The sequence below is a fragment of the Tritonibacter sp. SIMBA_163 genome (assembly GCF_046535935.1).
GTDB classification, from domain to species: domain Bacteria; phylum Pseudomonadota; class Alphaproteobacteria; order Rhodobacterales; family Rhodobacteraceae; genus Epibacterium; species Epibacterium scottomollicae.
In genome coordinates, this window is the sequence record NZ_JAWJBP010000022.1 from 1 (window position 1) to 24626 (window position 24626).

The 24626-nt window shown below is 61.4% G+C and carries 27 protein-coding genes, 1 tRNA gene, 2 pseudogenes and 1 riboswitch; of the genes and pseudogenes, 16 read left to right on the forward strand and 14 right to left on the reverse strand.

Translation table 11 applies throughout. The features are described 5' to 3' along the window. On the forward strand, window positions 1-646 hold a 646-nt coding region (locus R0J92_RS19005), incomplete at its 5' end, for an IS3 family transposase (protein ID WP_411052759.1). Window positions 647-718: 72 nt separating this feature from the next. Here R0J92_RS19005 and R0J92_RS19010 read toward each other — a convergent pair. Further along, window positions 719-862: pseudogene (locus R0J92_RS19010) on the reverse strand (IS3 family transposase); the annotation flags it as partial. Between the two features lie 65 nt (window positions 863-927). Here R0J92_RS19010 and R0J92_RS19015 point away from each other — a divergent pair. Further along, window positions 928-1618, forward strand: a pseudogene (locus R0J92_RS19015) (DUF4158 domain-containing protein); the annotation flags it as partial. Window positions 1619-1658: 40 nt separating this feature from the next. Here the strand turns inward: R0J92_RS19015 and R0J92_RS19020 are convergent. The 3 genes from R0J92_RS19020 to R0J92_RS19030 form a co-directional block, all read right to left on the reverse strand. Beyond that, window positions 1659-1730 carry a hypothetical protein gene (locus tag R0J92_RS19020; RefSeq protein ID WP_411052789.1) on the reverse strand — a complete coding sequence of 24 codons (72 nt, stop codon included), beginning with the start codon at window positions 1728-1730 and terminating at the stop codon, window positions 1659-1661. 21 nt (window positions 1731-1751) lie between these two features. Then, window positions 1752-1976 carry a hypothetical protein gene (locus R0J92_RS19025; protein WP_411052760.1) on the reverse strand — a complete coding sequence of 75 codons (225 nt, stop codon included), beginning with the start codon at window positions 1974-1976 and terminating at the stop codon, window positions 1752-1754. Between the two features lie 323 nt (window positions 1977-2299). Further along, window positions 2300-2375 (reverse strand) — tRNA-Lys (locus R0J92_RS19030). A gap of 248 nt (window positions 2376-2623) precedes the next feature. Between R0J92_RS19030 and dapF the strand changes: the two genes are divergently transcribed. From dapF to R0J92_RS19045, 3 genes are read left to right on the forward strand one after another with little or no spacing between them, the layout of a single operon-like run. After that, a complete protein-coding gene (dapF, locus tag R0J92_RS19035) occupies window positions 2624-3451 on the forward strand; it encodes a diaminopimelate epimerase (RefSeq protein WP_411052761.1) in 828 nt (275 codons plus the stop codon). Further along, window positions 3448-4713 carry a tRNA (N(6)-L-threonylcarbamoyladenosine(37)-C(2))-methylthiotransferase MtaB gene (gene mtaB, locus R0J92_RS19040; RefSeq protein ID WP_411052762.1) on the forward strand — a complete coding sequence of 422 codons (1266 nt, stop codon included), beginning with the start codon at window positions 3448-3450 and terminating at the stop codon, window positions 4711-4713. The genes dapF and mtaB overlap by 4 nt, the downstream gene beginning before the upstream one ends. 19 nt (window positions 4714-4732) lie before the next feature. Beyond that, window positions 4733-5254, forward strand: a complete 522-nt coding sequence (locus R0J92_RS19045; RefSeq protein WP_411052763.1) for a chloramphenicol phosphotransferase CPT family protein — start codon at window positions 4733-4735, stop codon at window positions 5252-5254. 137 nt (window positions 5255-5391) lie between these two features. Here the strand turns inward: R0J92_RS19045 and R0J92_RS19050 are convergent, their stop codons facing one another. From R0J92_RS19050 to thiB, 7 genes are all read right to left on the reverse strand, one after another. Continuing rightward, entirely contained in the window at window positions 5392-6183 is a 792-nt protein-coding gene (locus R0J92_RS19050) for a cytochrome c1 (RefSeq protein WP_106164443.1), read from the reverse strand. A gap of 18 nt (window positions 6184-6201) precedes the next feature. Further along, the gene (petB, locus tag R0J92_RS19055) at window positions 6202-7530 is read right to left on the reverse strand and encodes a cytochrome b (protein WP_106164442.1); all 1329 of its coding nucleotides are present in this window, start codon (window positions 7528-7530) and stop codon (window positions 6202-6204) included. 12 nt (window positions 7531-7542) lie between these two features. Next, window positions 7543-8103, reverse strand: coding sequence for a ubiquinol-cytochrome c reductase iron-sulfur subunit (gene petA / locus R0J92_RS19060; protein ID WP_106164441.1), 561 nt, complete (start codon window positions 8101-8103; stop codon window positions 7543-7545). A gap of 226 nt (window positions 8104-8329) precedes the next feature. Continuing rightward, window positions 8330-8932: a glutathione S-transferase gene (locus tag R0J92_RS19065; RefSeq protein WP_106164440.1), complete on the reverse strand. Its 603-nt coding sequence runs from the start codon at window positions 8930-8932 to the stop codon at window positions 8330-8332. Between the two features lie 86 nt (window positions 8933-9018). Then, complete coding sequence (locus R0J92_RS19070) at window positions 9019-9726, reverse strand: ATP-binding cassette domain-containing protein (protein WP_411052764.1); 708 nt, start codon at window positions 9724-9726, stop codon at window positions 9019-9021. Further along, on the reverse strand, window positions 9713-11284 hold the full coding sequence (locus tag R0J92_RS19075) for a thiamine/thiamine pyrophosphate ABC transporter permease ThiP (RefSeq protein ID WP_411052765.1): 1572 nt from the start codon (window positions 11282-11284) through the stop codon (window positions 9713-9715). The genes R0J92_RS19070 and R0J92_RS19075 overlap by 14 nt, the downstream gene beginning before the upstream one ends. Continuing rightward, window positions 11260-12249, reverse strand: a complete 990-nt coding sequence (gene thiB / locus R0J92_RS19080) for a thiamine ABC transporter substrate binding subunit (protein WP_411052766.1) — start codon at window positions 12247-12249, stop codon at window positions 11260-11262. The genes R0J92_RS19075 and thiB overlap by 25 nt, the downstream gene beginning before the upstream one ends. A 49-nt stretch (window positions 12250-12298) precedes the next feature. Further along, window positions 12299-12403: riboswitch (TPP riboswitch) on the reverse strand. A gap of 230 nt (window positions 12404-12633) precedes the next feature. On the opposite strand from thiB, the gene aroC reads away from it, so the two are divergent. After that, on the forward strand, window positions 12634-13737 hold the full coding sequence (aroC, locus tag R0J92_RS19085; RefSeq protein ID WP_411052767.1) for a chorismate synthase: 1104 nt from the start codon (window positions 12634-12636) through the stop codon (window positions 13735-13737). Between the two features lie 9 nt (window positions 13738-13746). Next, a complete protein-coding gene (locus tag R0J92_RS19090; RefSeq protein WP_411052768.1) occupies window positions 13747-14691 on the forward strand; it encodes an AEC family transporter in 945 nt (314 codons plus the stop codon). Between the two features lie 9 nt (window positions 14692-14700). Here the strand turns inward: R0J92_RS19090 and R0J92_RS19095 are convergent, their stop codons facing one another. Then, window positions 14701-15117: a helix-turn-helix domain-containing protein gene (locus tag R0J92_RS19095; protein WP_317384940.1), complete on the reverse strand. Its 417-nt coding sequence runs from the start codon at window positions 15115-15117 to the stop codon at window positions 14701-14703. 86 nt (window positions 15118-15203) lie between these two features. Between R0J92_RS19095 and R0J92_RS19100 the strand changes: the two genes are divergently transcribed. Next, complete coding sequence (locus tag R0J92_RS19100) at window positions 15204-15884, forward strand: cation transporter (RefSeq protein WP_411052769.1); 681 nt, start codon at window positions 15204-15206, stop codon at window positions 15882-15884. Between the two features lie 81 nt (window positions 15885-15965). Next, on the forward strand, window positions 15966-16907 hold the full coding sequence (locus tag R0J92_RS19105) for a DMT family transporter (protein WP_106164433.1): 942 nt from the start codon (window positions 15966-15968) through the stop codon (window positions 16905-16907). 6 nt (window positions 16908-16913) lie between these two features. Here R0J92_RS19105 and R0J92_RS19110 read toward each other — a convergent pair whose 3' ends face one another. Then, window positions 16914-17345 carry a MarR family winged helix-turn-helix transcriptional regulator gene (locus tag R0J92_RS19110; protein WP_411052770.1) on the reverse strand — a complete coding sequence of 144 codons (432 nt, stop codon included), beginning with the start codon at window positions 17343-17345 and terminating at the stop codon, window positions 16914-16916. Between the two features lie 109 nt (window positions 17346-17454). On the opposite strand from R0J92_RS19110, the gene R0J92_RS19115 reads away from it, so the two are divergent. Then, window positions 17455-17883: an organic hydroperoxide resistance protein gene (locus R0J92_RS19115; protein WP_106164431.1), complete on the forward strand. Its 429-nt coding sequence runs from the start codon at window positions 17455-17457 to the stop codon at window positions 17881-17883. A 181-nt stretch (window positions 17884-18064) separates the two neighbouring features. On the opposite strand, the gene R0J92_RS19120 is transcribed toward R0J92_RS19115, so the two are convergent. Continuing rightward, complete coding sequence (locus R0J92_RS19120; RefSeq protein ID WP_411052771.1) at window positions 18065-18931, reverse strand: branched-chain amino acid aminotransferase; 867 nt, start codon at window positions 18929-18931, stop codon at window positions 18065-18067. A 160-nt stretch (window positions 18932-19091) separates the two neighbouring features. Here R0J92_RS19120 and R0J92_RS19125 point away from each other — a divergent pair, with 160 nt between their 5' ends. The 6 genes from R0J92_RS19125 (at window position 19092) to dxs (ending at window position 24502) form a co-directional block, all read left to right on the forward strand. After that, on the forward strand, window positions 19092-19604 hold the full coding sequence (locus R0J92_RS19125; RefSeq protein WP_106164429.1) for a MarR family winged helix-turn-helix transcriptional regulator: 513 nt from the start codon (window positions 19092-19094) through the stop codon (window positions 19602-19604). Then, a complete protein-coding gene (locus R0J92_RS19130) occupies window positions 19601-20302 on the forward strand; it encodes a response regulator (RefSeq protein WP_317384944.1) in 702 nt (233 codons plus the stop codon). Before R0J92_RS19125 ends, R0J92_RS19130 begins: the two co-directional genes overlap by 4 nt. Window positions 20303-20510: 208 nt before the next feature. After that, window positions 20511-21437: a histone deacetylase family protein gene (locus R0J92_RS19135; RefSeq protein ID WP_411052772.1), complete on the forward strand. Its 927-nt coding sequence runs from the start codon at window positions 20511-20513 to the stop codon at window positions 21435-21437. Further along, a complete protein-coding gene (locus R0J92_RS19140; protein ID WP_106164426.1) occupies window positions 21434-21679 on the forward strand; it encodes an exodeoxyribonuclease VII small subunit in 246 nt (81 codons plus the stop codon). The genes R0J92_RS19135 and R0J92_RS19140 overlap by 4 nt, the downstream gene beginning before the upstream one ends. A gap of 6 nt (window positions 21680-21685) precedes the next feature. Further along, window positions 21686-22549 carry a polyprenyl synthetase family protein gene (locus tag R0J92_RS19145; RefSeq protein ID WP_411052773.1) on the forward strand — a complete coding sequence of 288 codons (864 nt, stop codon included), beginning with the start codon at window positions 21686-21688 and terminating at the stop codon, window positions 22547-22549. A 24-nt stretch (window positions 22550-22573) separates the two neighbouring features. Next, window positions 22574-24502 carry a 1-deoxy-D-xylulose-5-phosphate synthase gene (gene dxs / locus R0J92_RS19150; RefSeq protein WP_317384947.1) on the forward strand — a complete coding sequence of 643 codons (1929 nt, stop codon included), beginning with the start codon at window positions 22574-22576 and terminating at the stop codon, window positions 24500-24502. Window positions 24503-24626 lie beyond the last annotated feature (124 nt).

Here is a 24626-nt window from a genome sequence, read left to right on the forward strand (position 1 = left end):
AATGCTGAACAACAGCGGCAGGCACGTAAATCACAAGCGTGTCGAACGGATCTGGCGGCAGGAAGGGCTGAAAGTCCCGCAGAAACAGCCCAAGAAGGGCCGGCTCTGGCTGAACGACGGTTCGTGCGTGAGGCTGCGGCCAGAACGCCCGAACCACGTTTGGTCCTATGACTTCGTTCAGGATCGCACGCACGACGGACGGGTCTTCCGCACCCTGAACATCATAGATGAGTTCACGAAGGAGGCGCTGGTGATCAAAGTCAAACGCAAGCTCAACTCAGTTGACGTGGTCGATGCCCTGACCGACCTGTTTATCCTGCGCGGCCCGCCGGAATACATCAGATCGGACAATGGAGCCGAGTTCATTGCCAAGAAGGTGCGCGCCTGGATCGGTGCCGTGGGCGCGAAGACCGCATTCATTGCCCCGGGATCACCTTGGGAGAACGGCTACTGCGAGAGCTTCAACGCCCGCTTCCGGGATGAGTTACTAAACGGCGAGGTCTTCACCACGCTGCGTGAAGCACAGATCCTCATCGAACGCTGGCGTCGCCACTACAACACGGTGAGGCCCCACAGCGCCTTAGGATACCGGCCCCCAGCGCCCAAAAGCATCGTCCCGATAGACCAAAGACCGACGATGCATTAACATTCAAATTGGACCACTCGATGGGGGCACATCAGGTAAACTCCCATTTTTGCGTGGGCTTGGTCGTGGAATTTATGCTGCCATCTTCAGTTTCTGTGCATGTGCTATCCCGCCGTTTCCCATGTTTGGGCATTCATGATTGTAGGACCAAAGCGACTCGGTGGCAATCTTCTGGACCTCTTCGATGCTTTCGAAAATGTATAAGTCCAGCCATTCGGTAGCCGTCGGGCCTGACCGCTCTGAGAGCTTTTGAGCGGGAGTGAGAATGTCGATTTTCGGCAATGGACATCTTGAGGCGATTTATGGGCCAGCGTTCGGGGCTCTTCGACTTGCCCAGCCACGACGCATCGATGCTGCGCCACTACACGCTCACCGACGATGACCTAGAGCATATCAACGCTCGAAGACGGTCGAAAAACCGGATCGGTTTTGCTTTGCAGTTCTGTGCGGTGCGATTTCCTGGCCGCCTTCTTTCGTCGGAAGAGATTATCCCTGAGGAGGTCCTGCGCTTCATCGCGGCTCAGCTGGGGCTGACTGGCGACGATATTTTGCCCTACGCCGCGCCGCCAAACCCGCCAACAGCATTTGCACGCCCTTCATCAGATTTACTGCTTCAAAATGTTTGCTGGCCAAGGCGCGCGCCGTCTCAAGGTGCGGCTTGAGCGCGAAGCTGAAACGGTCCGCTCCAATGAAGACCTGGCGCGCCGTTCTACCGAGGAATGCTGCCGGGCTCAGGCGGTGCTGCCCCGTATCACAGTCATTGAGCGGCTTTGCGCCAACGCCCTTGTCGCCGCTGACCGAGATGGTGGATGGCAAGATCAGCCGGTTCGTCTGGCTGCGTCAGCTTGAGTCGGGCGGGAACTCTGCAGGCGCATCCCGGCTCCTGGACAGGCTGGATTGCTGCAGGCATTGGCAGTGCCGCTTGGAATTCTGGAAGATCTTCCGCCCCATGGGATCACGCGCCTGCGCCGCTAGGGTGAGAGATACTTTGCCGACGGGTTGCGCGAAATCACTAGTGATTGGCGTCTGCAACGTAACGCCAAGGAAGGAGTTCGTCGATGCGTGTGATTTTATGGTCGGCGATTTGGGCAAGGACCCAAGTGAGCTAGGCTTGTGGATCGAATTTATTGAACGTGGCAGCTTCGGGCCGCTGCTTTACCTCCGCCTTCAAAGCCCGGTTTGGCATTGCGTTGACGTAGAGCCCGCGGTCTGCAGGGGATTTCCCGCGCGTGGCCTTTTCCACTTTGTAGAGAAGCGCGATGCGCCGGATGGCCTCTTCGCAAATCTGCAACAACGCCCAGTGGATGGGCGCGCAGAACAAATGTCGCATTTGGGCTGGCTGCAGTCATGAGCCTATGGCTTTAATCAACTGGTGGCCAATTCGCAAACGAACACGCCTCGACTGAATGAGGGCGTTTCGATATGGCGTCGGCACCTTGGTACTGTCGTTTGATGATCAGGAGGAGGCGACTCGCCGTGCGCTGTCTCCACGCCCATCAGAACCTGACACGTCCATGACAACGCCGCCTATTTCATCCGCTGCTCAAAACACGGAGTGCCACAGGGCCCTACATTTTTTCATGCAAGGCGATAGCTAGGTGGTTGCTAGCAAAAAATGAGAAGCTGCGATTTCGCTACCCTATTTGAAAAGAGTGGTGAGCCGTGCAGGATTCGAACCTGCGACCCACTGATTAAAAGTCAGTTGCTCTACCAACTGAGCTAACGGCCCACTCTCTGGGGAGGCAAGTATCCGGCCTCCGCGGAACGCCCTTAAAGCTGATTAATCTCGGAAGATCAAGAACTTATTTTGAGCTGAAACTGTCTGACCTTGTTGATCATACCGTTCCGATAGGGGGGGCTTCTACGGTCAAGCCAGCAGATGGTCAACCCCCAATTTCAAAGTTTTCCGCGCTATCTCTGGATTCATTTTCCCATGGGGTCTATATGCGGTTCATGACCTCCCCAGGACCCGATCATATGTTGCCGTTCATGAAAATGCATGGGCTCGGAAACGACTTTGTTGTTGTCGACGCCCGCGCCAATAAATTCGAAGTGACACCCGCCTTGGCCAAGGGAATCGCCCATCGCCAGTTCGGCCTCGGCTTCGACCAGCTTGCCGTGATCTCCGCGGGGGAGGCGGGCAATGCGTCCGATGCGCATCTCACTTTCTACAACGCAGATGGCTCCACCTCGGCGGCCTGCGGCAATGCCACCCGATGTATCGCGCGCTTCTTGATGGATGAGAGTCAAAAGGACGCGCTGCATCTGACCACCGATCGCGGTGATCTGATGGCACAGGATGTGGGCGAGGGGCTGACTTCGGTCAATATGGGGCCGCCGCAACTGGAGTGGGACGAGATCCCGCTGGCCGAGGCGATGGACACGCTGGAGCTGCCAATCGAAGGCGCGCCCACGGCCACTGGCATGGGCAACCCTCATTGCACCTTCTTTGTCGAGAATGCGGAGTTGATCCCGCTTGAGGACTTCGGGCCGCGTTACGAATACCACCCGCTTTACCCACAACGCACCAATGTGCAGGTGGCCCATGTGGCGGGTCCTGATCACATCCGCATGCGCGTCTGGGAGCGCGGGGTGGGCGTGACCCTGGCCTCTGGCTCCTCCTCCTGTGCCACCGCCGTGGCGGCTGCGCGCCGGGGCCTCACGGGCCGCAAGGTACGGATCGACCTTGATGGCGGCACGCTTTGGATCGATTGGCGCGCCGATGGCGTCTGGATGACCGGCCCGACCATGCATGTGGCTGATGGCGCGTTTACCCGCCAGTTCCTCGAAAGCCTTGCCTCGTGACCGCCGCGCCCAAATTCACCACCCTTGGTTGCCGTCTCAACGCCTATGAGACCGAAGCCATGAAGGAGCTCAGCCGTCAGGCCGGGCTGGAGAATGCCGTGGTGGTGAACACCTGCGCCGTCACGGCCGAGGCGGTGCGCAAGGCGCGCCAGGAGATCCGCAAGCTGCGCCGCGACTACCCGGATGCGCCGATCATTGTCACCGGCTGCGCTGCTCAGACCGAGCCTGAGACCTTTGCCGCCATGAGCGAGGTCACCCAGGTGATTGGCAATACTGAAAAGATGCAGCCCGAGACCTGGCAACGCATGGCCAAGGGGCCGGATTTCATCGGCGCCACTGAAAAGGTTCTGGTCGACGACATCATGTCGGTGACAGAGACCGCCAGCCATCTGATCGACGGGTTCGGCACCCGCAGCCGCGCCTATGTGCAGGTGCAGAATGGCTGCGATCACCGCTGCACCTTCTGCATCATTCCCTATGGCCGCGGCAATTCCCGGTCGGTGCCGGCGGGCGTTGTCGTGGATCAGATCAAGCGGCTGGTGGACAAAGGCTACAACGAGGTGGTGCTGACGGGTGTCGACCTCACAAGCTGGGGTGCCGATCTGCCTGCGACGCCGAAACTCGGTGATCTGGTGATGCGCATCCTGAAGCTGGTGCCGGACCTGCCGCGCCTGCGCATTTCCTCCATCGACTCGATCGAGGTCGACGAGAACCTGATGCAGGCCATCGCCACGGAGCCACGCCTGATGCCGCACCTGCATCTCTCCCTGCAACATGGTGACGACATGATCCTGAAACGGATGAAACGCCGCCATCTGCGCGACGACGCCATCCGCTTTGCCGAGGACGCGCGCAAGCTGCGCCCCGAGATGACATTTGGCGCCGATATCATTGCGGGCTTCCCGACGGAGACCGAGGCGCATTTCGAGAACTCTCTGAAACTGGTCACCGACTGCGATCTCACCTGGCTGCACGTCTTCCCCTATTCCAAGCGCGAAGGCACACCGGCGGCGAAGATCCCGTCGCAGGTCAATGGCAATGTCATCAAGGACCGTGCGGCCCGGCTGCGCGCTGCTGGGGACGCGCAGGTGGAAAAGCATCTCGCGGCACAGATCGGGCGTCGTCATAGCGTGCTGATGGAGAACGCCCACATGGGTCGCACCGAGCAGTTCACCGAGGTGAGCTTTGCCACCCCGCAGACTGAGGGCGCATTGGTGCAGACACAGATTTCGGGCTGCAACGGCACGCAACTTATCGCCTGACCCGAGCAAGGAGGACGCAATGGCTCTGGTCGTCTTCCTTCACGGCCCTTCCAGCAGTGGCAAATCCACGCTCGCCGCAGAACTGCGTCGGCGGGCAGTGCGTCCGTTCCTGCATCTTTCCATCGACCATTTGCGCGACAGCGGTGCTTGGGACCCCGCCAGCTACCCAGACTGGCGCGGCGCACGACCCGGCTTCTTCTCGGGCTTCCACGCCGCTGTGGCGGGCTTTGCCGCGGCGGGCAATGACCTGATCCTGGAACATATCCTCGATACCCCGGGCTGGCAGGCAGAGCTGCAAGGACTGCTTGCCTCGCACGATGTGTTGTTTGTCGGCCTGCACACGCCGCTGCCCGCGCTGCAACAACGCGAAGCCGCGCGGGGGGATCGTTTCATAGGCAGCGCCGCGCAGGACTTCCACAGCGTGCATGCAGGCCTCGCCTACGATATCACGCTCGATGGCACGGCTTCGGTCTCAGACAGCGCGCGTCGCGTCCTGGCGGCGCTCAAGGACCCACTGCCACGTTCTGGGTTCTTTGCCTGACATCGAGTGTCCCTCGACCCAGACTCACCGGTGGTGTTTATGCTGCGAAAATTGATCGGCTGATGGGTGTCTTCACAAAAGAAAAAGCCCCCGCACCAGATGATGCGGGGGCTTTTGCATTTTTGTAGATCAACAGATCAGGAGGTCTTTTTGCCCTTGTGCGGCGCCCAGAGGCGCTTGTTGGTCAGGTAGAGCAGCACCGAGAGGACGGTGAGGAAGAGCACACCGACAAAGCCGGCTTGCTTGCGCGCCATCATCTTGGGTTCTGCGGTCCACATCAGGAAAGCAGAGACGTCCTTGGACAAGCTGTGCAGATCGTTCTCGTGACCGTCTATGAATTCCACCTGTTCGTCCGACATCGGAGGGGCCATGGAGATCCAGCCGCCAGAGAATGCGGTGTTCTCATAGAATGTGGTCCCAGCCTCAACTTTGGTCTCACCAGTGTAGCCGGTGAGCAGCGAGGCGATGTATTCCGCACCGCCCATGCCCTTGAACAGCTGGTTCAGACCCAAGCCATAGGGGCCGTGAAAGCCGGCGCGGGACTTTGCCATCAGGCTGAGGTCCGGTGCACCAAGCGCGGTGTTGGCCGGAAAGTGATCGACCGGGGTTGCCGGACGAAAATCATCCAGTGCTTCGTCGAACACTTCGAAGTTGTCCGCAGCATAGGCGCGCACCTGGTCTTCCGGCAGGCCGGGGCCGCTTTTGTCAGCCAGGGTGCGGATTGGAACCTGCTTCAGGCCGTGGCATGCGGAGCAGACCTCGGTAAAGACCTGAAGGCCGCGCTGCAGCTGGTTCTGGTCATAGGTGCCGAAGGGGCCTTCGAAGGAGAAGGCGAAGTCTTCGATATGCCCCTCGCCACCAGCCGCGAAGGACGCGGCCGGGACGAGTGCCAGGGCAAAGGCAGCACCGGTTACAAGTTTCTTGAACATGGGTAGCTGTCCTTCTTCTTACTCAGCAGGAGTAGCTTCGGATTTCTTGCCGTAGTGGGCGTCGAAATCTTCTTCGATTGTGGCAGGAATGGCTTCGGGCTTTTCGATCACACCAAGCAGCGGCAGGATCACCAGGAAGTAGCCAAACCAATAGGCGGATGCGATCAGCGAGAAGGACGCATAGGGTTCTTCCGCGGGCATCGCCCCCAGCCACATCAGCGCAAAGAAGTCGATGACCAGCAACAGGAACCACCACTTGAACTGCGGACGGTATCTGCCCGAGCGCACGCGAGAGGTGTCCAGCCACGGCGCCAGCGCCATGACGGCAATCGCACCAAACATCGCCAGAACACCGAAGAACTTCGCATCGATGATACCGCCGGTCACGAAGGACGCGATCTGCACAACCCAGACCTCAGAGGTGAAGGCCCGCAGGATCGCGTAGAAGGGCAGGAAGTACCATTCGGGCACAATGTGCGCAGGGGTCTGCAGCGGGTTGGCTTCGATGTAGTTGTCCGGGTGGCCGAGGTAGTTCGGCATGAAGCCGACAATCGCCCAGAACACCAGCAGCACCACGGCGAGACCGAGGAAATCCTTGATCACAAAGTAGGGCCAGAACGGCAGCGTATCTTTCTTGGCTTCTTCCTTGGAGCCGCGACGCACCTCAACACCGGTCGGGTTGTTGTTGCCCGTGGTGTGGAAGGCCCAGATATGCAGGATCACAAGACCCGCAATCACGAAAGGCAGCAGATAGTGCAGCGAGAAGAAGCGGTTCAGCGTGGCGTTATCCACTGCGGGTCCGCCCAGAAGCCAGGTCTGGATCGGCTCACCGATGAACGGGATCGCACCAAACAGGCCGGTAATCACGGTCGCACCCCAGAAGGACATCTGACCCCAGGGCAGAACATAGCCCATGAAGGCGGTGCCCATCATTGCGAGGTAAATCAGCATGCCGATGATCCACGTGATCTCGCGCGGTGCCTTGTAGGAACCGTAGAAAAGGCCGCGGAAGATGTGGATATAGACGGCAACAAAGAACAGCGAGGCGCCGTTCGCGTGCATGTAGCGGATCATGTAGCCACCATTCACGTTGCGCATGATGTGCTCAACGGAGGCAAAGGCGAGATCCACATGTGGCGTGTAGTGCATCACCAGCACGATGCCGGTGACGATCTGCAGCACCAGGCAGAAGGCGAGGACGATGCCCCAGATCCACCACCAGTTCAGGTTCTTGGGGGTGGGAATCATGATGGTGTCGTAAATCAGGCCAACGATGGGCAGGCGGCTGTTAAGCCACTTTTCTCCGCCCGTCTTCGGCTCGTAATGGTCGTGTGGAATACCAGCCATTCGCGCGTCTCCTTATCCCAGCTTGATGGTGGTTTCGTCGGTGAACTCAGCCACCGGGATATGCAGGTTCTGAGGCGCCGGACCTTTACGGATACGGCCTGCAGTGTCGTAGTGCGACCCGTGACAGGGGCAGAACCAGCCGTTGAACTCACCCGCGCCATCACCGAGCGGCACACAGCCGAGGTGGGTGCAGACACCCATCATCACCAGCCATTCGCCATTTTCGTCGAGGGTACGGTTTTCGTCAGCGGCGTCGGTGCCCGGTTTGTTCGGGTTTTCCGAGGACGAGTCGATCAGCTCTTGCATCTCGACAGCGCGCGCTTCGTCAATTTCTTCCTGGGTACGGCGACGGATAAATACCGGTTTGCCGAGGAACATCACGGAGATCTGCGTGCCAACGTCAACGCCGGAGACATCCACAATGATGGAGGACAGGGCCTGAACGTCAGCCGAGGGGTTCATCTGATTGACCAATGGCCAAACGGCGGCACCCGCGGTAACCGCCCCTGCGCCGGCAGTGGCGTAGTAGAGGAAATCTCTCCGGGTTCCTTCGTGGTCTTCTGCGTGGGACACGAGGTTTTCTCCAATTTCAGCGCCCGTTTAGGGCAAACATGCGCTTACACCGCAACTGGACGCGGTGACTCAGCCGCGTGTCTAGCGATGCAAACCCGGTTCGTCTAGCGGTCAAAGCAGCGCAGGTTGTCCTGAATGTGGTATTCTTTCACAGAACCGTTGCATTGCTGCGCCTCTTCCGGACTTATGTGCCTTCTCCTCCCTTAAGACGAGGTGAAAGCGGGACTTAGGCCGTGTCTGGCCGGGTCGCTTTCATCGACGGCCGCGATTCGAAATTCATCAGCCAATCCGCCAACTGCGGGTGGCCATCGCGCCAGCCTGCGTCGGGGTGCCTGAAATCCACATAGGCCAGTGCCGCCGCCATAGCCAACTGGCCGATATTCACTGGCCCGGTCAAACTCGGCATCCAGCGCGCCTCGACCGCGGCGCAGGCTCCGATAATCTTCTTGCGCTGACCTTCCAGCCAGGCATCCCATTGCTTGTCGGCCGGGCGAAGGCGCTTTTCATATGCCATGGAAACACCGGCATCCATGATGCCATCTGCCGTGGCCTCCAGCACCTTCATGTCCCAGCCGCCCCGGTAGAGCGCTCCGCCGGCCCGGTCATCGAGGAATTCGCAGATCACCCGGCTGTCATAGAGCGTCGGCCCGCCGTCGCGTGTCAGTGCCGGGATCTTTGCCAGCGGATTGCTGGCCGCGAGGGCCGCGTCAGGTCCGGTCACAGAGGTGCTGACGTGCAGCAGCTCGACGTCCTCGACCTGTCCGGTTTCATGCAATACGAGCACCACCTTGCGCACGAATGGCGATGACGCGGAGTAAAAGAGTTTCATGTCGCTGGGTCTCCCTGGTTGGCGCAACTCTAGCGGGTGACTGGAGATTATGAAAATAGTCTATCTCTGAAATAGTCAAACCTGTGTCAGTCGCCGGCGTCTGATCCGAGATATGCCCGCAACGCCGGAGGTGGATTGTCCAGCAGCATCGCCGTTGGGGCAGGGGGGGAAACCACTGCCTCGGCCACCAGTATGACCTGCTCGGCGATCCGGCGGGCATCCTGTGGGTCATGGCTGACCATCAGGAGTGTGGCTCCGCATTCGGTCGCAATGTCGGCGACAAGGTCCAGCATCTCCGCCTTCAAAGCCGGTCCGAGGGCGGCAAAAGGTTCATCCAGCAAAAGCAACGCGCACCCCTGAACCAGGACCCGTGCAAGCGCGGCTCTGCTCTGTTGTCCACCGGACAGAGCGGCAGGTTTGCGGTCTGCCATATCACCGAGACCAACGCGTTTCAGCGCCTGCGATACCTGTGCGTCCTCTTGCGCAGACAGACGTCTGTTGGCGTCGATACCCAGTCGCACGTTCTGTCGCACCGTCAGATGCGGAAACAGGTTGCCGTCCTGAAACAGCATAGCCACGGGACGCGCGCCGGGTGGTTTGCCTGCCAGATCGTCTCCATTCCACAGGATGCGTCCGCTCTGCAAAGGCTGGAACCCGGCGATGGCTTCCAGCAGCGTCGACTTGCCAGCGCCCGATGGGCCGATCACAGCAACCCGGGTGCCAGCGGCAATCTGAAGGCTGCCGGACAGGTGAAAATCGCCCTTTTGTACCTGCATGGTGTCAAGCTTCAGCATGAAAGCGTCCTCCGCGATCCAGCAGCCAGAACGCTGCCATCGACAGAATGAACAACAAGAGCGCTGCGCCCTGTGCCGCCTCCATTCGATAGGCTCCCATCAGCCGATAGACCTGAAGCGGCAATGTGGCCACCTCCGGATCGGCAAAAAGTGCGATGACGCCGAGATCGCCTAGTGAGAGCGCCGCAGTCAGGCCTGCGGCAAACCCGATTTGGGCCCGACACCGCGGGAGCAGAACCTGCCACCAGAACGCTGTGCCACGCATGTCGAGCGCCAGCGCCAGCCGACTGTTCTGCTGCATCACCTGTCGCACGCGCGGGACCAGAATGCGCAGGGCGAAGGGCAACGCCATCATCATGTTCACCACCGCCGTGACCGGCAAGGCCAGCGCAAACGGGTCGGCAATTGGGTAGACCAGTACAAACAGTCCGGTTCCGATCACCAATGGCGAAGCCGCGAGCCCCAGTATGCCGGCCACCTCTCCCAATGCCTTGCGCCCCAATGCGATGCTGGCCGACAGCGGAAGAGCAATGAGCAACAGCAGTGTCGTGCTCAGCGCAGCCACTTGCAATGAGACCCAGGCGGCGCTCCAGACCGAGCTTGGCAGCGACATGAGGCCTGGAACTCCGGCAACGAGCACCGCCAGAAGTGGCAGGATCAGAAACAGTGCGGCCAGGCTGATCCAGAGACTGTCGAGCAGGCGTGAGCCGATGCCGCGTCCGTCCCATCTGGACACCGCCCGATCAAGACCGCCGCCAAATCCGTCACCGGGGGGCACACGCAGCGCCAGCAGGGCCGCGATGACTGTCAGACCCAGCTGCACACCGGACAGCATGGCCGCTCGGCCAAGGTCGAAATCAAAGTGAAAGGCCTGATAGATCGCCAATTCTAGCGTGGTCGATTTGGGTCCGCCGCCGAGTGTCAGGGCGACCGCAAAGCTCGACAGGCAGATGGCAAAAACCACCGCAGTGGCGCCCGGCAGGACCTGTCGCAACATCGGGGCCTCCAGAAGACGCCACATTGCACGGGGTCCGGCGTTCAACTGGGCCGCAAGGCGAAACCGCTCGGCGGGGATTTCCTGCCAGCCTTGCAGGATCAGCCGTGTTGCCAGCGGAAGGTTGAAGAACACATGCGCGATCACCACACCATGCAAGCCGTAGATCTGCACGGGGGCAAAGCCAAACAGCGCCAGCAGGTCACTGACCCAGCCGGAGCGGCCAAACACGGCGAGCAATCCGAGGATGGCAACAATCACCGGCAGGATGAACGGCGCGCCCAGAAGGGTGATCAGCACCCGCCGTCCGAAGAACCGCCGCCGCGCCATCGCCCGCGCTACGGGTACCGCAAGCCCGATGCTGAACAGAGCCGACAGGCTTGCCTGCAGCAGCGTGAAGCGCAGCGCGGACCAATCCGCCGGGCCAAGGCCCGCAGGCCCTTCGGCGCGCAGGGCCACGGCAGTCAATGTGCCCAGAACCAGAAGCGCCACCCCAAGGGCGGCGCATGTTCCGGGCCAGGTCGCAACCGGGCGCAGGGTTACTGGCTGAGCGCGGAGAGCCATTCGGCCAATGCTTCATCGCGGACGGAGGCTGCATCCTCTTCCGGCAACAACAGGGATTTCTCCGGGCTGACGAGGGTTTCGAACCCCTGTGGCAGCCCTTCGGACGGGATCACCGCCGGATACATCCAGTTGGTGGTCGGGATGATCGACTGAAACGCGTCAGAGACCATGAATTGCAGGAACTGATCCGCCAGCTCTGGCTGATCGCTGGACGCCAGCTTGCCCGCGACCTCCACCTGCATGTAGTGGCCTTCGTCAAACACCGCCGCCGCCTTGGTGTCATCTTCCTCGGCAATCAGGTGATAGGCGGGCGAGGTGGTGTAGGACAGGACCATGTCCGCCTCACCTTCGAGGAACAGGCCATAGGCCTCGGACCAGCCTTTGGTCACGGTGACGATATTGTCGCTCAGACCCTCCCAGATCGCGGGGGCTTCGTCGCCATAGGCGGCCTTCACCCACATCAGCAGGCCAAGGCCGGGGGTGGAAGAGCGCGGATCCTGGATCACGATCTTTGCATCACTCTCGGCCAGCGCCTTGAAGTTCGTGGGTGCGTCGGCATCGGCATTATGCACAAAGGCGAAATAGCCCCAGTCATAGGGGGCGAACATCTCGTCCTGCCACTCCACTGGCAGAGCATATTCCGCTGTCACTGAAATCGGCGCAAACAGACCGGTGTCCTTTGCCGCCGCCGTCAGGTTGGTGTCGAGCCCCAGCACAACATCGGCGTCAGAGCGCGCCCCTTCCAGCTTGATCCGTGCCAGCAGCGCGGCGCCATCGCCCGCACCGACAAATTTCAGATCGCAACCGCAGGTCGCCTCAAAGGCGGTTTCTACCGCGGGGCCGGGCCCCCATTCAGAGACAAAGCTGTCATAGGTATAGACCACCAATTCCGGGGTCTCGGCCGTGGCTGCTGTGGACAGGGCGATCGCGCCCGCAACACTGCTCGCAAGAACGAGGGTTTTCATGTCAGTCTCCAGTGCGGCGTGAGGCGAGGGGGATCCGGGCATCGCGTGCCGGAAGATCCGAAACCTTCCCTCCGCCGGTATAATCCGGTTCAGGTTCAGCGGGTTCGTCAATCGACATCTCAGCGCATTGATCTGCGCACCCCGAGGTGAGGAGGACACTAGGGCTGACATCAAAGCTTGGCAAGGTCGCGCATGCAGGGCCTGGATGGGGCGGAGGGGGAGGGCTTTTGCCTTGGAGGATTTAAGACACCCCTCCTGACCTAATGTTTCGCGCGCGAAACATTGGGGGAGACATTCTGTCCTTTCTGCGGGGTTAATGCGCCACTCTCTTTTCCCGCGCCGCCTTTGCCGTTAAAGGGGCAGGACATAAGGAGACCCGCGCGCATGTCCATGAACTCTTTCGGCCACCTCTTCCGTGTCACCACCTGGGGCGAAAGCCACGGGCCTGCCCTCGGTGCAACTGTGGATGGCTGCCCGCCGAATGTGCCGCTGGATGCGGATATGCTGCAGCAGTGGTTGGACCGGCGCCGTCCCGGCCAGAACAAGAACACCACCCAGCGCAACGAGCCGGATGCGGTGAAGATCCTGTCCGGTGTGTTCGAGGGTCATTCCACCGGCACTCCGATCCAGCTGATGATCGAGAACACGGATCAGCGTTCGAAGGACTATGGCGACATCGCCCAGACCTTCCGCCCCGGCCACGCGGACATCACCTATTTCCAGAAATACGGCAACCGCGATTATCGCGGCGGCGGACGTTCATCCGCCCGCGAAACCGCCGCGCGGGTGGCCGCTGGCGGCGTGGCACGCGCGGCGATCAAGGCGCTGGTGCCGGGGCTGGAGATCACCGGTTACATGACCCGCATGGGCGAGATGGAGATCGACCGCAGCCGCTTTGACTGGGATGCGATCCCGCAGAATGATTTCTGGATTCCCGACGCCGACGCCGTGCAGGACTGGGAAGACTATCTACAGGCCCTGCGCAAGGATCACGATTCGGTTGGCGCTGTGGTCGAAGTGGTGGCGCGCGGCGTCCCCGCAGGCATTGGCGCGCCGGTCTATGGCAAGCTCGACACCGATCTGGCGGCCGCGATGATGTCGATCAACGCCGTGAAGGGCGTGGAAATCGGCGAGGGCATGCAGGCGGCTCAGCTGAAAGGCTCCCAGAATGCCGATGAGATCTTCATGGGCAACGATGGCCAGCCGGTCTATTCCTCCAACCACGCTGGCGGCATCCTTGGCGGCATTTCCACCGGTCAGGACGTTGTGGTGCGCTTTGCGGTCAAGCCGACCTCCTCGATCCTGACGCCGCGCCAATCGATCCGCAAGGATGGCTCTGCCGCCGAGGTGATCACCAAGGGCCGCCATGATCCTTGCGTTGGCATCCGCGCGGTGCCTGTCGCCGAGGCGATGATGGCCTGCGTCATTCTCGACCACCTGCTGCTGCATCGCGGTCAGATCGGCGAGAATCAGGGCCACATCGGGTAAACTCCGCCGATGGCCGCCATCCTCGGGATCACCTTTCCGATCTACGCGGCCCTGGGGCTTGGGTATCTCTTTGTCTGGAAGGGCATTTTCAGTCAGTCCGACATCAAGAGCCTCGGCGCCTTTGTCTTCAACCTGGCGCTGCCCGGGCTGATTTTTACCACCCTGGCGCAGCGGGACCCGGTCGAGGTCTTCCAGGCGGCCTATGTGCTGCCCTATCTGCTTGGCGGGGTGATCAATATTGCCGTGGCCTATGCGCTGCTGAGCGCGCGGGGTTTTGACCCGATGCGCCGCGCCGTGGGCGTGATGGGGTCAACCTGCCCCAACAACGGCTTTGTCGGCTATCCGGTGATGCTGCTGGCGTTTCCTGACATCGCCGGCGTGGTGCTGACGCTCAACTTGGTGATCGAAACGCTGATCCTGATCCCGATCTGCCTGATGCTGATGGAGGCCGCTGCCAGCGATACGGCGCAGCCTCTTGGCCCGCGCCTGCGGAAGATCGTCTGGAACGTGGTGAAAATGCCGACGATGATGGCGCTGATGGCCGGGCTGGTGGTTTCAGTGCTACCGCTGTCGATCCCGGCGCCGGTGTTCCGCTTTACCGACATGCTGGCGGCTTCTGCCGGGGCGGTGTCGCTGATCGTGATCGGCGGCTCTCTGGCCGGGCTTCCCCTGCGTGGCAACAAGAGCCTCGCGCTGCAGACCACGTTGGGCAAGCTGGTGCTGCATCCCATGATCGTGGCGCTGGTGGCTGGTGTCTTTGTCCTGACGGGGCTGCTGGACATCTCGCCGCAGATCCGCGCCGCGCTGATCCTCTCCGCCGCGATGCCGATCTTTGCGACCTACACCATCTTTGCCCAGGCCCGCGGGCATGAGGGCGCGGCCAGTCTGGCCTCCCTGGCGGCGACGGTGCTGGCGTTTTTCACCCTGAACGGGTTGCTGTGGCTGCTGACCTGAGGTCGCGCTTCAGCCGTGCTCGCCAAGGCACTGGCTGTGATCGCCCAGCGCGGTCAGCACCTGACACGTGCCGCCGGTGCCGCCTTCGCAGAGGTGGGTGATCCGCTCCAGTTCCGTCTCCAGCTGTCGCAAGCGCAGGATGCGGGACCGGACTTTCTCCAGCTGCGCCTTGGCGATCTGATCGGCGGCGTGGCAATCCTGTCCCAGTTCGCCATTGAGGCCCATCAGCTCTTTGATCTCCTCAAGGCCAAAGCCAAGATCGCGGGCGTGTTTGATGAACCCCAACCGCTCCAGCCCGGCCTGATCGTAGCGACGCTGGTTGCCCGCGTTGCGCGTGGCGGGGTCGATCAGGCCGATTTCCTCGTAATAGCGGATGGTGGGGACTTTCACGCCGGTGGCCTTTGACAATGCGCCGATGGAAAACATCTCAATTCCCTCTTGAACCTCTAGTGACTAGAGCACCTAGGTTGATCCCGAATCGAGTTCAAGGACAAGCATAAAGGACCTGACCCATGGCAGGATGCTGCAATCATGACGCCCAGTTTGACGGTGTGTCGAGGGAATACAAACGCCGCCTCTGGGCGGTGATCGCGATCAATGCGGCGATGTTCTTCGTCGAAATGGCAGCGGGTCAGGCTGCCAACAGTCAGGCGCTGAAGGCCGACGCGCTGGACTTTCTTGGGGATGCGCTGACCTACGGGATTTCTCTGGCAGTGATCGGTGCCAGCCTGCGCACGCGATCTATGGCTGCGATCGGCAAAGGTGTGAGCCTTCTGTTGATGGGCAGTTGGGTTTTGGGGTCGACTGTCTGGAAGGTCTTTGTGGTTGGTGTGCCCGAAGCACAGGTGATGGGCTACATCGGCTTCATGGCACTGGCCGCCAACCTGTTGTCGGTGGCGCTCCTGGCTGCCTACAAAGATGGCGATGCGAATGTGCGCTCGGTCTGGCTGTGTTCACGCAATGACGCCGTGGGCAACGTGGCGGTTATGATTGCCGCGCTGGGCGTTTGGGGGACCGCAACCGGTTGGCCGGACCTGATGGTTGCGGGCATTATGGCGGGTTTGTTCCTCTCCTCTGCGGTGCAGATCCTGCGTCAGGCGCTGGCTGAATGGCGTGGTTGTAAGACACCGTCCGGCGGGCATACCCACGATCAGGGGCAGGCCGCGGAGGATGGGCATACCCACGCGCACTAAGGTTTGCCAGGCGCACACTATAATGTACCAATCCAGCCCTGCGTGCTTGCCAATCACAGGCCAAGCGCGCAGGGTCCGCGCATGGCAAAAAGCTTAACATCGCATCGACCTTTGCTGGCGATCATTCTTAAAGTGACGGCCATCGGCCTCTTCACGATCATGTCCGGCCTGATCAAGGAAATCACCCAAACGGTGCCAACGGGGCAGGCGGTGTTCTTTCGGTCGTTCTTTGTCCTGCCCGTGATTCTGGTCTGGCTGGCGCTGCGGGGGGATCTGCCCAAGGGCCTACGCACAAAAAGCCCGATGCTGCATTTCTGGCGCGGCGTTGTTGGTACGTCAGCGATGGGGTTAAATTTTGCGGCCTTGTCGCTGCTGCCGCTCCCCGAAGTGACGGCCCTTGGCTATGTGACGCCGATTTTCACGCTCATTCTGGCGGCCCTTTTCTTGGGAGAGCGTATTCGCGTCATCCGTATCAGCGCGGTGGCCATAGGGTTGGTTGGCGTTGTCATCATGTTGTCGCCGCGCCTGGGCAGTTCCGAGGTGATACAGGACACGGCATTTGTTGGCGCGATCCTGGTGCTGGCTGCTGCGGCCTTGCGCGGGTTCGTGCAGATCCATATTCGCAAAATGGTGCAGAGTGAGGAAACAGCGGCGATCGTATTCTACTTTTCGATTACCGCATCGTTTCTATCATTGCTGACTTTGCCGTTTGGCTGGGTGGTTCCAGATACGCCGCTACTGTTGCTGCTGATCAGCACCGGCTTCATCGGGGCGATCGCGCAGATCCTGATCACTTCGTCCTACCGCTTTGCGCCGGCATCGCTGTTGGCACCTTACGACTATGTCTCGATGCTGTTTGCATTGGTGATCGGCTACGTTTGGTTTGCCGAGTGGCCCTCACTGGTCGTGCTGGCCGGGGCAGCGCTGGTTGTTACCGCCAATGGCATTGTGATCTGGCGCGAAAGCCGTCTCGGGCTGGATCGCGGCAAGGCTAAGCCGCTGACCGACCCCAAGGGGGGCTGAGCAGGTTTATTGCTGTTCCAGCTTGTGCCTCAGGGCATTCAGCCTGTCACGCAGGGCGGACAGTTCCTCGATATCGCCGCCCATCGCCTCCAGCACGCAGGAGGTCACCTCACCTGCCTTGTCCTGCAGTTTGCGACCTTTGTCTGTGAGCGCGACGATCAGGCTGCGCTCATCCTCGGGGTTCCTTTTGCGGGTCAGCAGTTCGGCCGCCTCCATCCGCTTCAGGAGCGGGGTCAGGGTGTTTGTGTCCAACTGCAGCTCGGTCCCCAGATCATTCACCCGTCGCTTGTCCCTGTCCCAGAGCGCCACCAGCACTAGGTATTGCGGATAGGTCAGCCCTAGCGGGGCCAGCAGCGGGCGATAGAGGCGCGAGATCGCATGGTTCACCGAATAGACGGAGAAGCACAGAAGCTCGTCGATTTGCAGAGGTCGATCCATGGGGAGAATTTAGATCTCGCGCGATCTGATCGCAAGCGGTTGAATTCGCGTCGACAATATCCATATTGATCGTACGCGATATAATCGTCCACGATAAAAGGAGTTGGAAATGTCCGTATCCCCCGTCTACACCGCCCATGGATCCGCCACCGGAGGCCGTGATGGCCAGGCCAAAGTGGCCGGAACCGACCTTGTTCTCGATCTCGCCCCGCCGACCGAAATGGGCGGCGACGGGAAGGGCTACAACCCCGAGCAGCTCTTTGCGGCCGGCTATTCCGCCTGCTACATCGGCGCGATGAAATTTGCGACCACGCAGGATGATAGTCTGGCGAAGGTACCCGATGACGTTGCGGTGGAGACCGCTGTTGGCATCGGCCCACGCGAGGCGGGCGGCTTTGGCCTGACCGTACATCTGAAGGTGACCCTGCCGGGGATGGACAAGGACGCGGCGGAGCGCCTCACCGAGGCCGGTCACAAGATCTGCCCCTATTCCAACTCGGTGCGCGGCAACGTCGACGTCACCACCGAAATCGCCTGATCCCGCGGAGCGCCTGCGGCGCACAGGATCAATTTAAGGGGGGCGAGGCTCTGCCTCGCGCTCCGAGATATTTGTGAAAAGATGAAGGTGCAGCACGCGCCCGGCGGCACCGCAGGTGCTCAAACAGAAAAAGCGCGGGGCGTGAGCTCCGCGCTTTTGCCGCTTTACTACAGACGGCGGATCAGCTGCGGACCAGCGCCTCGTAGGCTTCGGAAATTTCCCGGGTCATTGCGCCCACCTCGAAGGTATAGGGACCAATTTCGCCCACAGGAGTCACCTCGGCAGCAGTCCCGGTGAGCCAGCACTGTTCGAACCCGTCCATTTCCTCTGGCATGATGTGGCGTTCATGCACGGTGATCCCGCGCTCCTTCAGCATCTGGATCACGGTCTGGCGGGTGATGCCATTGAGGAAGCAATCGGGTTTCGGCGTGTGCACTTCGCCATCCTTGACGAAGAAGATATTGGCGCCGGTCGCCTCGGCCACATAGCCACGATAATCCATGAACAGAGCGTCGGAACAGCCTTTGGCCTCCGCCTTGTGCTTGGAGATGGTGCAGATCATGTAGAGACCCGCCGCCTTGGCATGCACGGGAATGGTCTCCGGCGAAGGGCGTTTGAATTCGGCGATGTCGAGCTTTGCGCCCTGCATCTTGGCGTCACCATAGTAGGCGCCCCAGCCCCAAACCGCGACCGCCATGCGTACGGGGTTCTTTGCGGACGCCACGCCCATGTCTTCGCCTGAGCCACGCCAGACAACGGCGCGCACATAGGCGTCCGTCAGGCCGGAAGCTTTCAGCGTCTCTTCCTTGGCCTTTTCGATGTCATCCACCGAATAGGGCATCGGCATGTCCAGCGCCTCGGCCGAGGCGATCAGGCGTGCGGAATGTTCGCGGCTTTTGAAGATCTTGCCATTGTAGGCGCGCTCCCCCTCGAACACGGAAGAGGCATAATGCATTGCATGGGTCAGCACATGGACCTTGGCGTCGCGCCAGTTCACCAGTTCGCCATCCATCCAGATCAGACCATCGCGGTCATCATATCCAGCCATTCCACATTCCTTTTCAGCGCCGTAGCATTTTCACTTCTTGCGCAAGTTACCGTGAACGCGTTCACATAATTGCGCCAAACCGGCAACTCGATACATCTCGGGTCTTGGAATGTCAACAATGCTGACATAAACTGGCCTGCAAAATGAAGGAGAGGCAAAGATGTCTGACGGGCGGTCCGGGTCGGGATTTGGTGGCGAGAGCCTGCTGTTTCTGACCGATGAGCAGCTGCGCCAAGGGATTGAGGCGATGTTCTTTGCCTATCGGGGCTTTACGGCCGACCCTGATCGTATTCTTGCTGAGCTGGCCTATGGACGGGCACACCATCGAGCGTTGCACTTCATCAGCCGCTCTCCTGGTACCACGGTCAACAACCTGTTGAGCATTCTCGGTGTGACCAAGCAATCGTTGAACCGCGTGCTGCGGGCCCTGGTCGAGGATGGGCTGGTGGACAGTCGGGTCGGCACGCTCGACAAGCGCGAGCGCAATCTCTACCTCACCGAGCAGGGGCAGGAGCTGGAGCAGCGTCTGTCCGATGCCCAGCGCATCCGCATGCGTTCCGCCTACAAGCAGGCCGGGCCAGAGGCGGTGCAGGGATTCAAGAAAGTACTGGAAGCCATGATGGATGCCGATATGCGCCGGGCCTATGTTGAAATGCGCGAGAAACCGCAATGAGCACCCCTGATGCGCATCTGCTGATCGTCGACGATGACGAACGCATCCGCGACCTGTTGAAGAAGTTCCTGATGCGGGCCGGGTTCCTGGTCACCGCCGCACGCGATGCCGCCCATGCGCGACGGGTTCTGTCGGGGCTGGATTTCGACCTCATCGTGCTTGACGTGATGATGCCGGGGGAGGATGGCCTGTCGCTGACCGCATCGCTGCGCGAAACCATGGTGACGCCGATCCTGTTGCTGACCGCGCGGGGCGAGACAGACGACCGCATCAAGGGGCTGGAGGCCGGAGCGGATGACTACCTGCCAAAGCCGTTCGAGCCCAAGGAGCTGTTGTTGCGGATCAATGCGATCCTGCGGCGGATGCCGGAGAACCAGCCGGAAGAGGTGACGCCGAAATTCCTGCAACTGGGAGCCATTCGCTATGACATCGACCGGGGTGAAATGTGGCAGGGCGAGGATCTGATCCGCCTGACCTCGACCGAGATACAGCTGATGAAGATCTTTTCCGCCCAGCCGGGAGAGCCTGTCAGTAGGGCCAAGCTGGTGGAGGATCTGGGCCGCGACCGTGGTCAGGCACAGGAGCGCGCGGTTGACGTGCAGATTACCCGCCTGCGCCGCAAGATCGAGCCCAATCCAAAACAGCCGCAGTACCTGCAAACCGTGCGCGGCGCGGGCTACATGTTGGCCCCGGACTGAGGGTCCGCGACATCGAGGCAGTCCTCCCCGCTGTTGGGGCACCGCAGCGCCCGGCCTGCTCATGCGCGCAGGCCACTGTTTTCTGTGCGGGCTTCTGTGCGGGGCGGTGGAAAACAGGCCTCATACGGACTGACGCTGAACTGACGGTGGCCCCCTTGAATTGCGCCGGTCAAACGGGGATCGTGCTGCAAATCATTTGAGGACGCCTATGACCACTGCATTGCTGACCCACGCGGATTGCCTGTCTCACGAAACGCCCGAAGGCCACCCGGAGCAGGTGGCGCGGCTGGAACATGTGCTGCATGCGCTGGCGGGGCTCGACCTGCAGCGTGTGACCGCACCCATGGCGGCGGAGGATGACATCCTGCGCGTGCATCCCGCATCCTATCTGGCCGAGCTGCGCCGGGAGCTGCCCGCCGAAGGGCGCAAGCAGCTTGATGCGGATACGTGGATGTCGCCGGGGTCGCTGGATGCCGCCTTTCGTGCCGCGGGCGCCGTGGTGCGTGCGGTGGACCTGGTGCTGGGCGGTGAGGTCGGTAATGCCTTCTGCGCTACCCGCCCGCCGGGGCATCATGCGGAAACCGACACGCCGATGGGCTTCTGCTTGTTTGGCAATGCAGCCCTGGCGGCGAAACATGCGCTGGACCACCACGGGCTGAGCCGCGTCGCAGTGGTTGATTTCGATGTCCACCACGGCAATGGCACCCAGGATCTGCTGTGGGACGAGAAACGCGCGTTGGTCATCACCTCGCAACAATTGCCGCTCTGGCCCGGTACCGGCCACCCGGAGGAAGACGGCGCGCATGGCAATGTGATGAACCTGCCCCTGCCGCCGGAAAGCACCGGCACGGATATGCGGGACCTCTACACCGAGCAGGTGTTTCCCCGCTTGCGCGCCTTCAAGCCGGAGCTGATCATTCTGTCGGCTGGTTTTGACGCCCACACCGACGACCCGCTGGCGCAATTGCAGTGGGAAACCGAGGATTTCCGCTGGTTGACGGCGCAGCTTTGCAGCCTTGCGCAAGAGCTGTGCCAGGGTCGTATCGTCTCGACTTTGGAGGGCGGATATGATCTGAACGCGCTGACCGACGCCTCCAAGGCGCATGTGGAAGAACTGATAAAGGCCGCGACATGACTACCGAGACCCCCGTCACCGAAATGAGCTTTGAACAGGCGATGCAGGAGCTGGAACGCGTCGTCGATCAGCTGGAGCGCGGCGATGTGGCGCTGGATGCCTCCATCGCGCTTTATGAGCGGGGGGCGGCACTGAAGAAACGTTGCGAGGACGAGTTGAAGCGCGCCGAGGAGAAGGTCGCCGCGATCACCCTCGACGCAAATGGCCAGCCCACCGGCACCCAGCCGCTCGACGCGGGATAAGCGCGCATGACGGCAGGGTTTGCCGCCGCGCTCTCGCAAGCGCAGGCGAAGATCTCCACCCATATGGACATGCGTCTGCCGCAAGCGGACTTGCTGCATGAGGCGATGGCTTATGCGCTGCGCGGCGGCAAGATGCTGCGCGGGTTTCTGGTGCTGGAAAGCGCGCGCCTGCATGATGTGCCGGAGGCCGCGGCACTAGAGGCGGCGCTGGCGATCGAATGCATCCATGCCTATTCACTGGTGCATGACGATCTGCCCAGCATGGATGATGACGACCTGCGCCGGGGCCAGCCCACGCTGCACCGCAAATGGGACGAGGCCACCGCCGTGCTGGCGGGCGACAGCCTGCAAACATTTTCATTTGAATTGTTGGCGCGGGATGAGGTTGGACCTCATGCTCTTCCGCTGATCCGCACTCTTGCGCAGGCGGCGGGCAAGGACGGCATGGTCTCGGGCCAGATGCTGGATATCGCTGCTGAAAGCGCGGCAACACCGCTGACACTCGACCAGATCACCACTCTGCAGGCGCGCAAGACCGGCTGTCTGATTGAATGGTCCGCCTGCGCTGGCGCCCGTCTGGCCGGGGCGGACCCCGAGCCGCTGCGACACTATGCGCAGGCCCTGGGGCTGGCTTTTCAGATCGCCGACGACATCTTGGACATTGAGGGCGATGCGGCCACGGTCGGCAAGGCTGTGCGCAAGGACGCCGACGCGGGCAAGGCGACCTTTGTCTCGCTGCTGGGACTGGAGGGCGCAAAGAGCCGCGCACAGGAACTTGCACAGCTCGCCAGCACCGCGCTGACACCCTATGGTGCGGCAGGCGAGACCTTGAAGGACGCCGCCCGCTTCGTTATCTCGCGCGATAGCTGACGCGCCACAGGAGCCACGACCCATATGACCGACCGGCCACAGACCCCGCTCCTCGACCAGATCGCATCACCTGCGGATCTGAAACGGCTGACTGACGCGCAGTTGGAGCAGGTTGCCCATGAGCTGCGGCAGGAAACCATCTCTGCGGTCTCCGTCACCGGCGGCCATCTGGGCGCAGGGCTTGGGGTGGTGGAGCTGACCGTGGCGCTGCACGCGGTGTTCGACACCCCCAAGGACAAGGTGATCTGGGACGTCTCGCACCAGTGTTATCCGCACAAGATCCTGACCGGGCGGCGGGATCGTATCCGCACCCTGCGGATGAAAGATGGTCTGAGCGGGTTCACCAAACGCTCCGAGAGTGCCTATGATCCGTTTGGCGCGGCGCATAGCTCCACCTCGATTTCCGCCGCGCTAGGGTTTTCCGTGGCGCGCGACCTTGGCGGTGTCACTGAAGAGGGCCTTGGAGATGCGATCGCGGTGATCGGCGATGGCGCGATGAGCGCCGGCATGGCATTCGAGGCGATGAACAACGCCGGCCATCTGGGCAAGCGGTTGATCGTGATCCTGAACGACAACGAGATGTCGATCGCACCGCCGGTGGGGGCGCTGTCGTCCTACCTCAGCCGACTTTATACCGAGGCGCCGTTTCATGACCTGAAAGCCGCGGCCAAGGGCGCGGTCTCCTTCTTGCCGGAACCGTTCCGCGAAGGGGCGAAACGCGCCAAGGACATGCTGAAGGGTATGGCCATGGGCGGCACCCTGTTTGAATCGCTGGGCTTTTCCTACATCGGGCCGATTGATGGCCACGACATGGACCAGCTTCTGCCGGTGCTGCGCACCGTGAAGGCGCGCGCGGCGGGGCCGATCCTGATCCACGCGGTCACCAAGAAGGGCAAGGGCTATCGCCCCGCCGAGATCGCCCGCGACAAGGGGCATGCCACCGCAAAATTTGACATGGTGACCGGCGAGCAGAAGAAGGCGCCCTCCAACGCGCCCTCCTACACGTCGGTCTTTGGCAACACGCTGGTGGAGCTGGCCGCGCAGGACAGCAAGATCTGCGCCGTCACCGCCGCGATGCCCGATGGCACCGGCCTCAATCTGATGGCGGAGCGCTACCCGTCGCGCTGTTTTGACGTCGGGATCGCCGAACAGCATGGCGTCACCTTTGCCGCCGCTCTGGCCGCAGGTGGAATGAAGCCATTCTGCGCGCTCTACTCCACCTTCCTGCAGCGTGGTTACGATCAGGTGGTGCATGATGTGGCGATCCAGCGCTTGCCGGTGCGTTTTGCCATCGACCGCGCCGGTCTGGTGGGGGCGGACGGCGCCACCCATGCGGGATCTTTCGACATTGGTTTCATGTCCAACCTGCCCGGCATGGTGGTGATGGCCGCCGCCGACGAGGCCGAGCTGAAGCATATGATTGCCACTGCCGCCGCGCATGACGATGGTCCCATCGCCTTCCGCTATCCGCGAGGCGAGGGCGAAGGCGTCGAGATGCCGGAACAGCCGCAGGTGCTGGAGATCGGCAAGGGCCGGATGATCCAGTCTGGCGCGCGCGTCGCACTACTGTCCTTCGGCACCCGTCTGGGCGAGGTCAAAAAGGCCGCCGAAGCGCTCGCGGCCAAGGGCATCACGCCCACCATTGCCGATGCGCGCTTTGCCAAGCCGCTGGATCGCGACCTGATCCTGGGGCTGGCCGCGGATCACGAGGCGCTGATCACCATCGAAGAAGGCGCTGTGGGCGGTTTTGGCTCTCACGTGGCGCAGCTCTTGTCCGACGAGGGCGTGTTTGACGACGGGCTGAAGTACCGCTCCATGGTGCTGCCGGACACCTTCATCGACCAGTCCAGCCCCGCGGACATGTACGCGAGTGCGGCAATGAATGCAGAGCATATCGAGGCCAAGGTGCTGGATGTGCTGGGCGTGGCGCAGATCGGCGAGAAGCGGGCTTAGTCGCCTGACGTCGTGGTGAGTGCGGCTGCAAGAATGGGTGTGTGCGGCACGTAGGGATGCGCGCTATCTATCCTCAGTCCATGATGCATAGTTCGCCCTGTAGAACTCTGCGAGACTGCTGCTG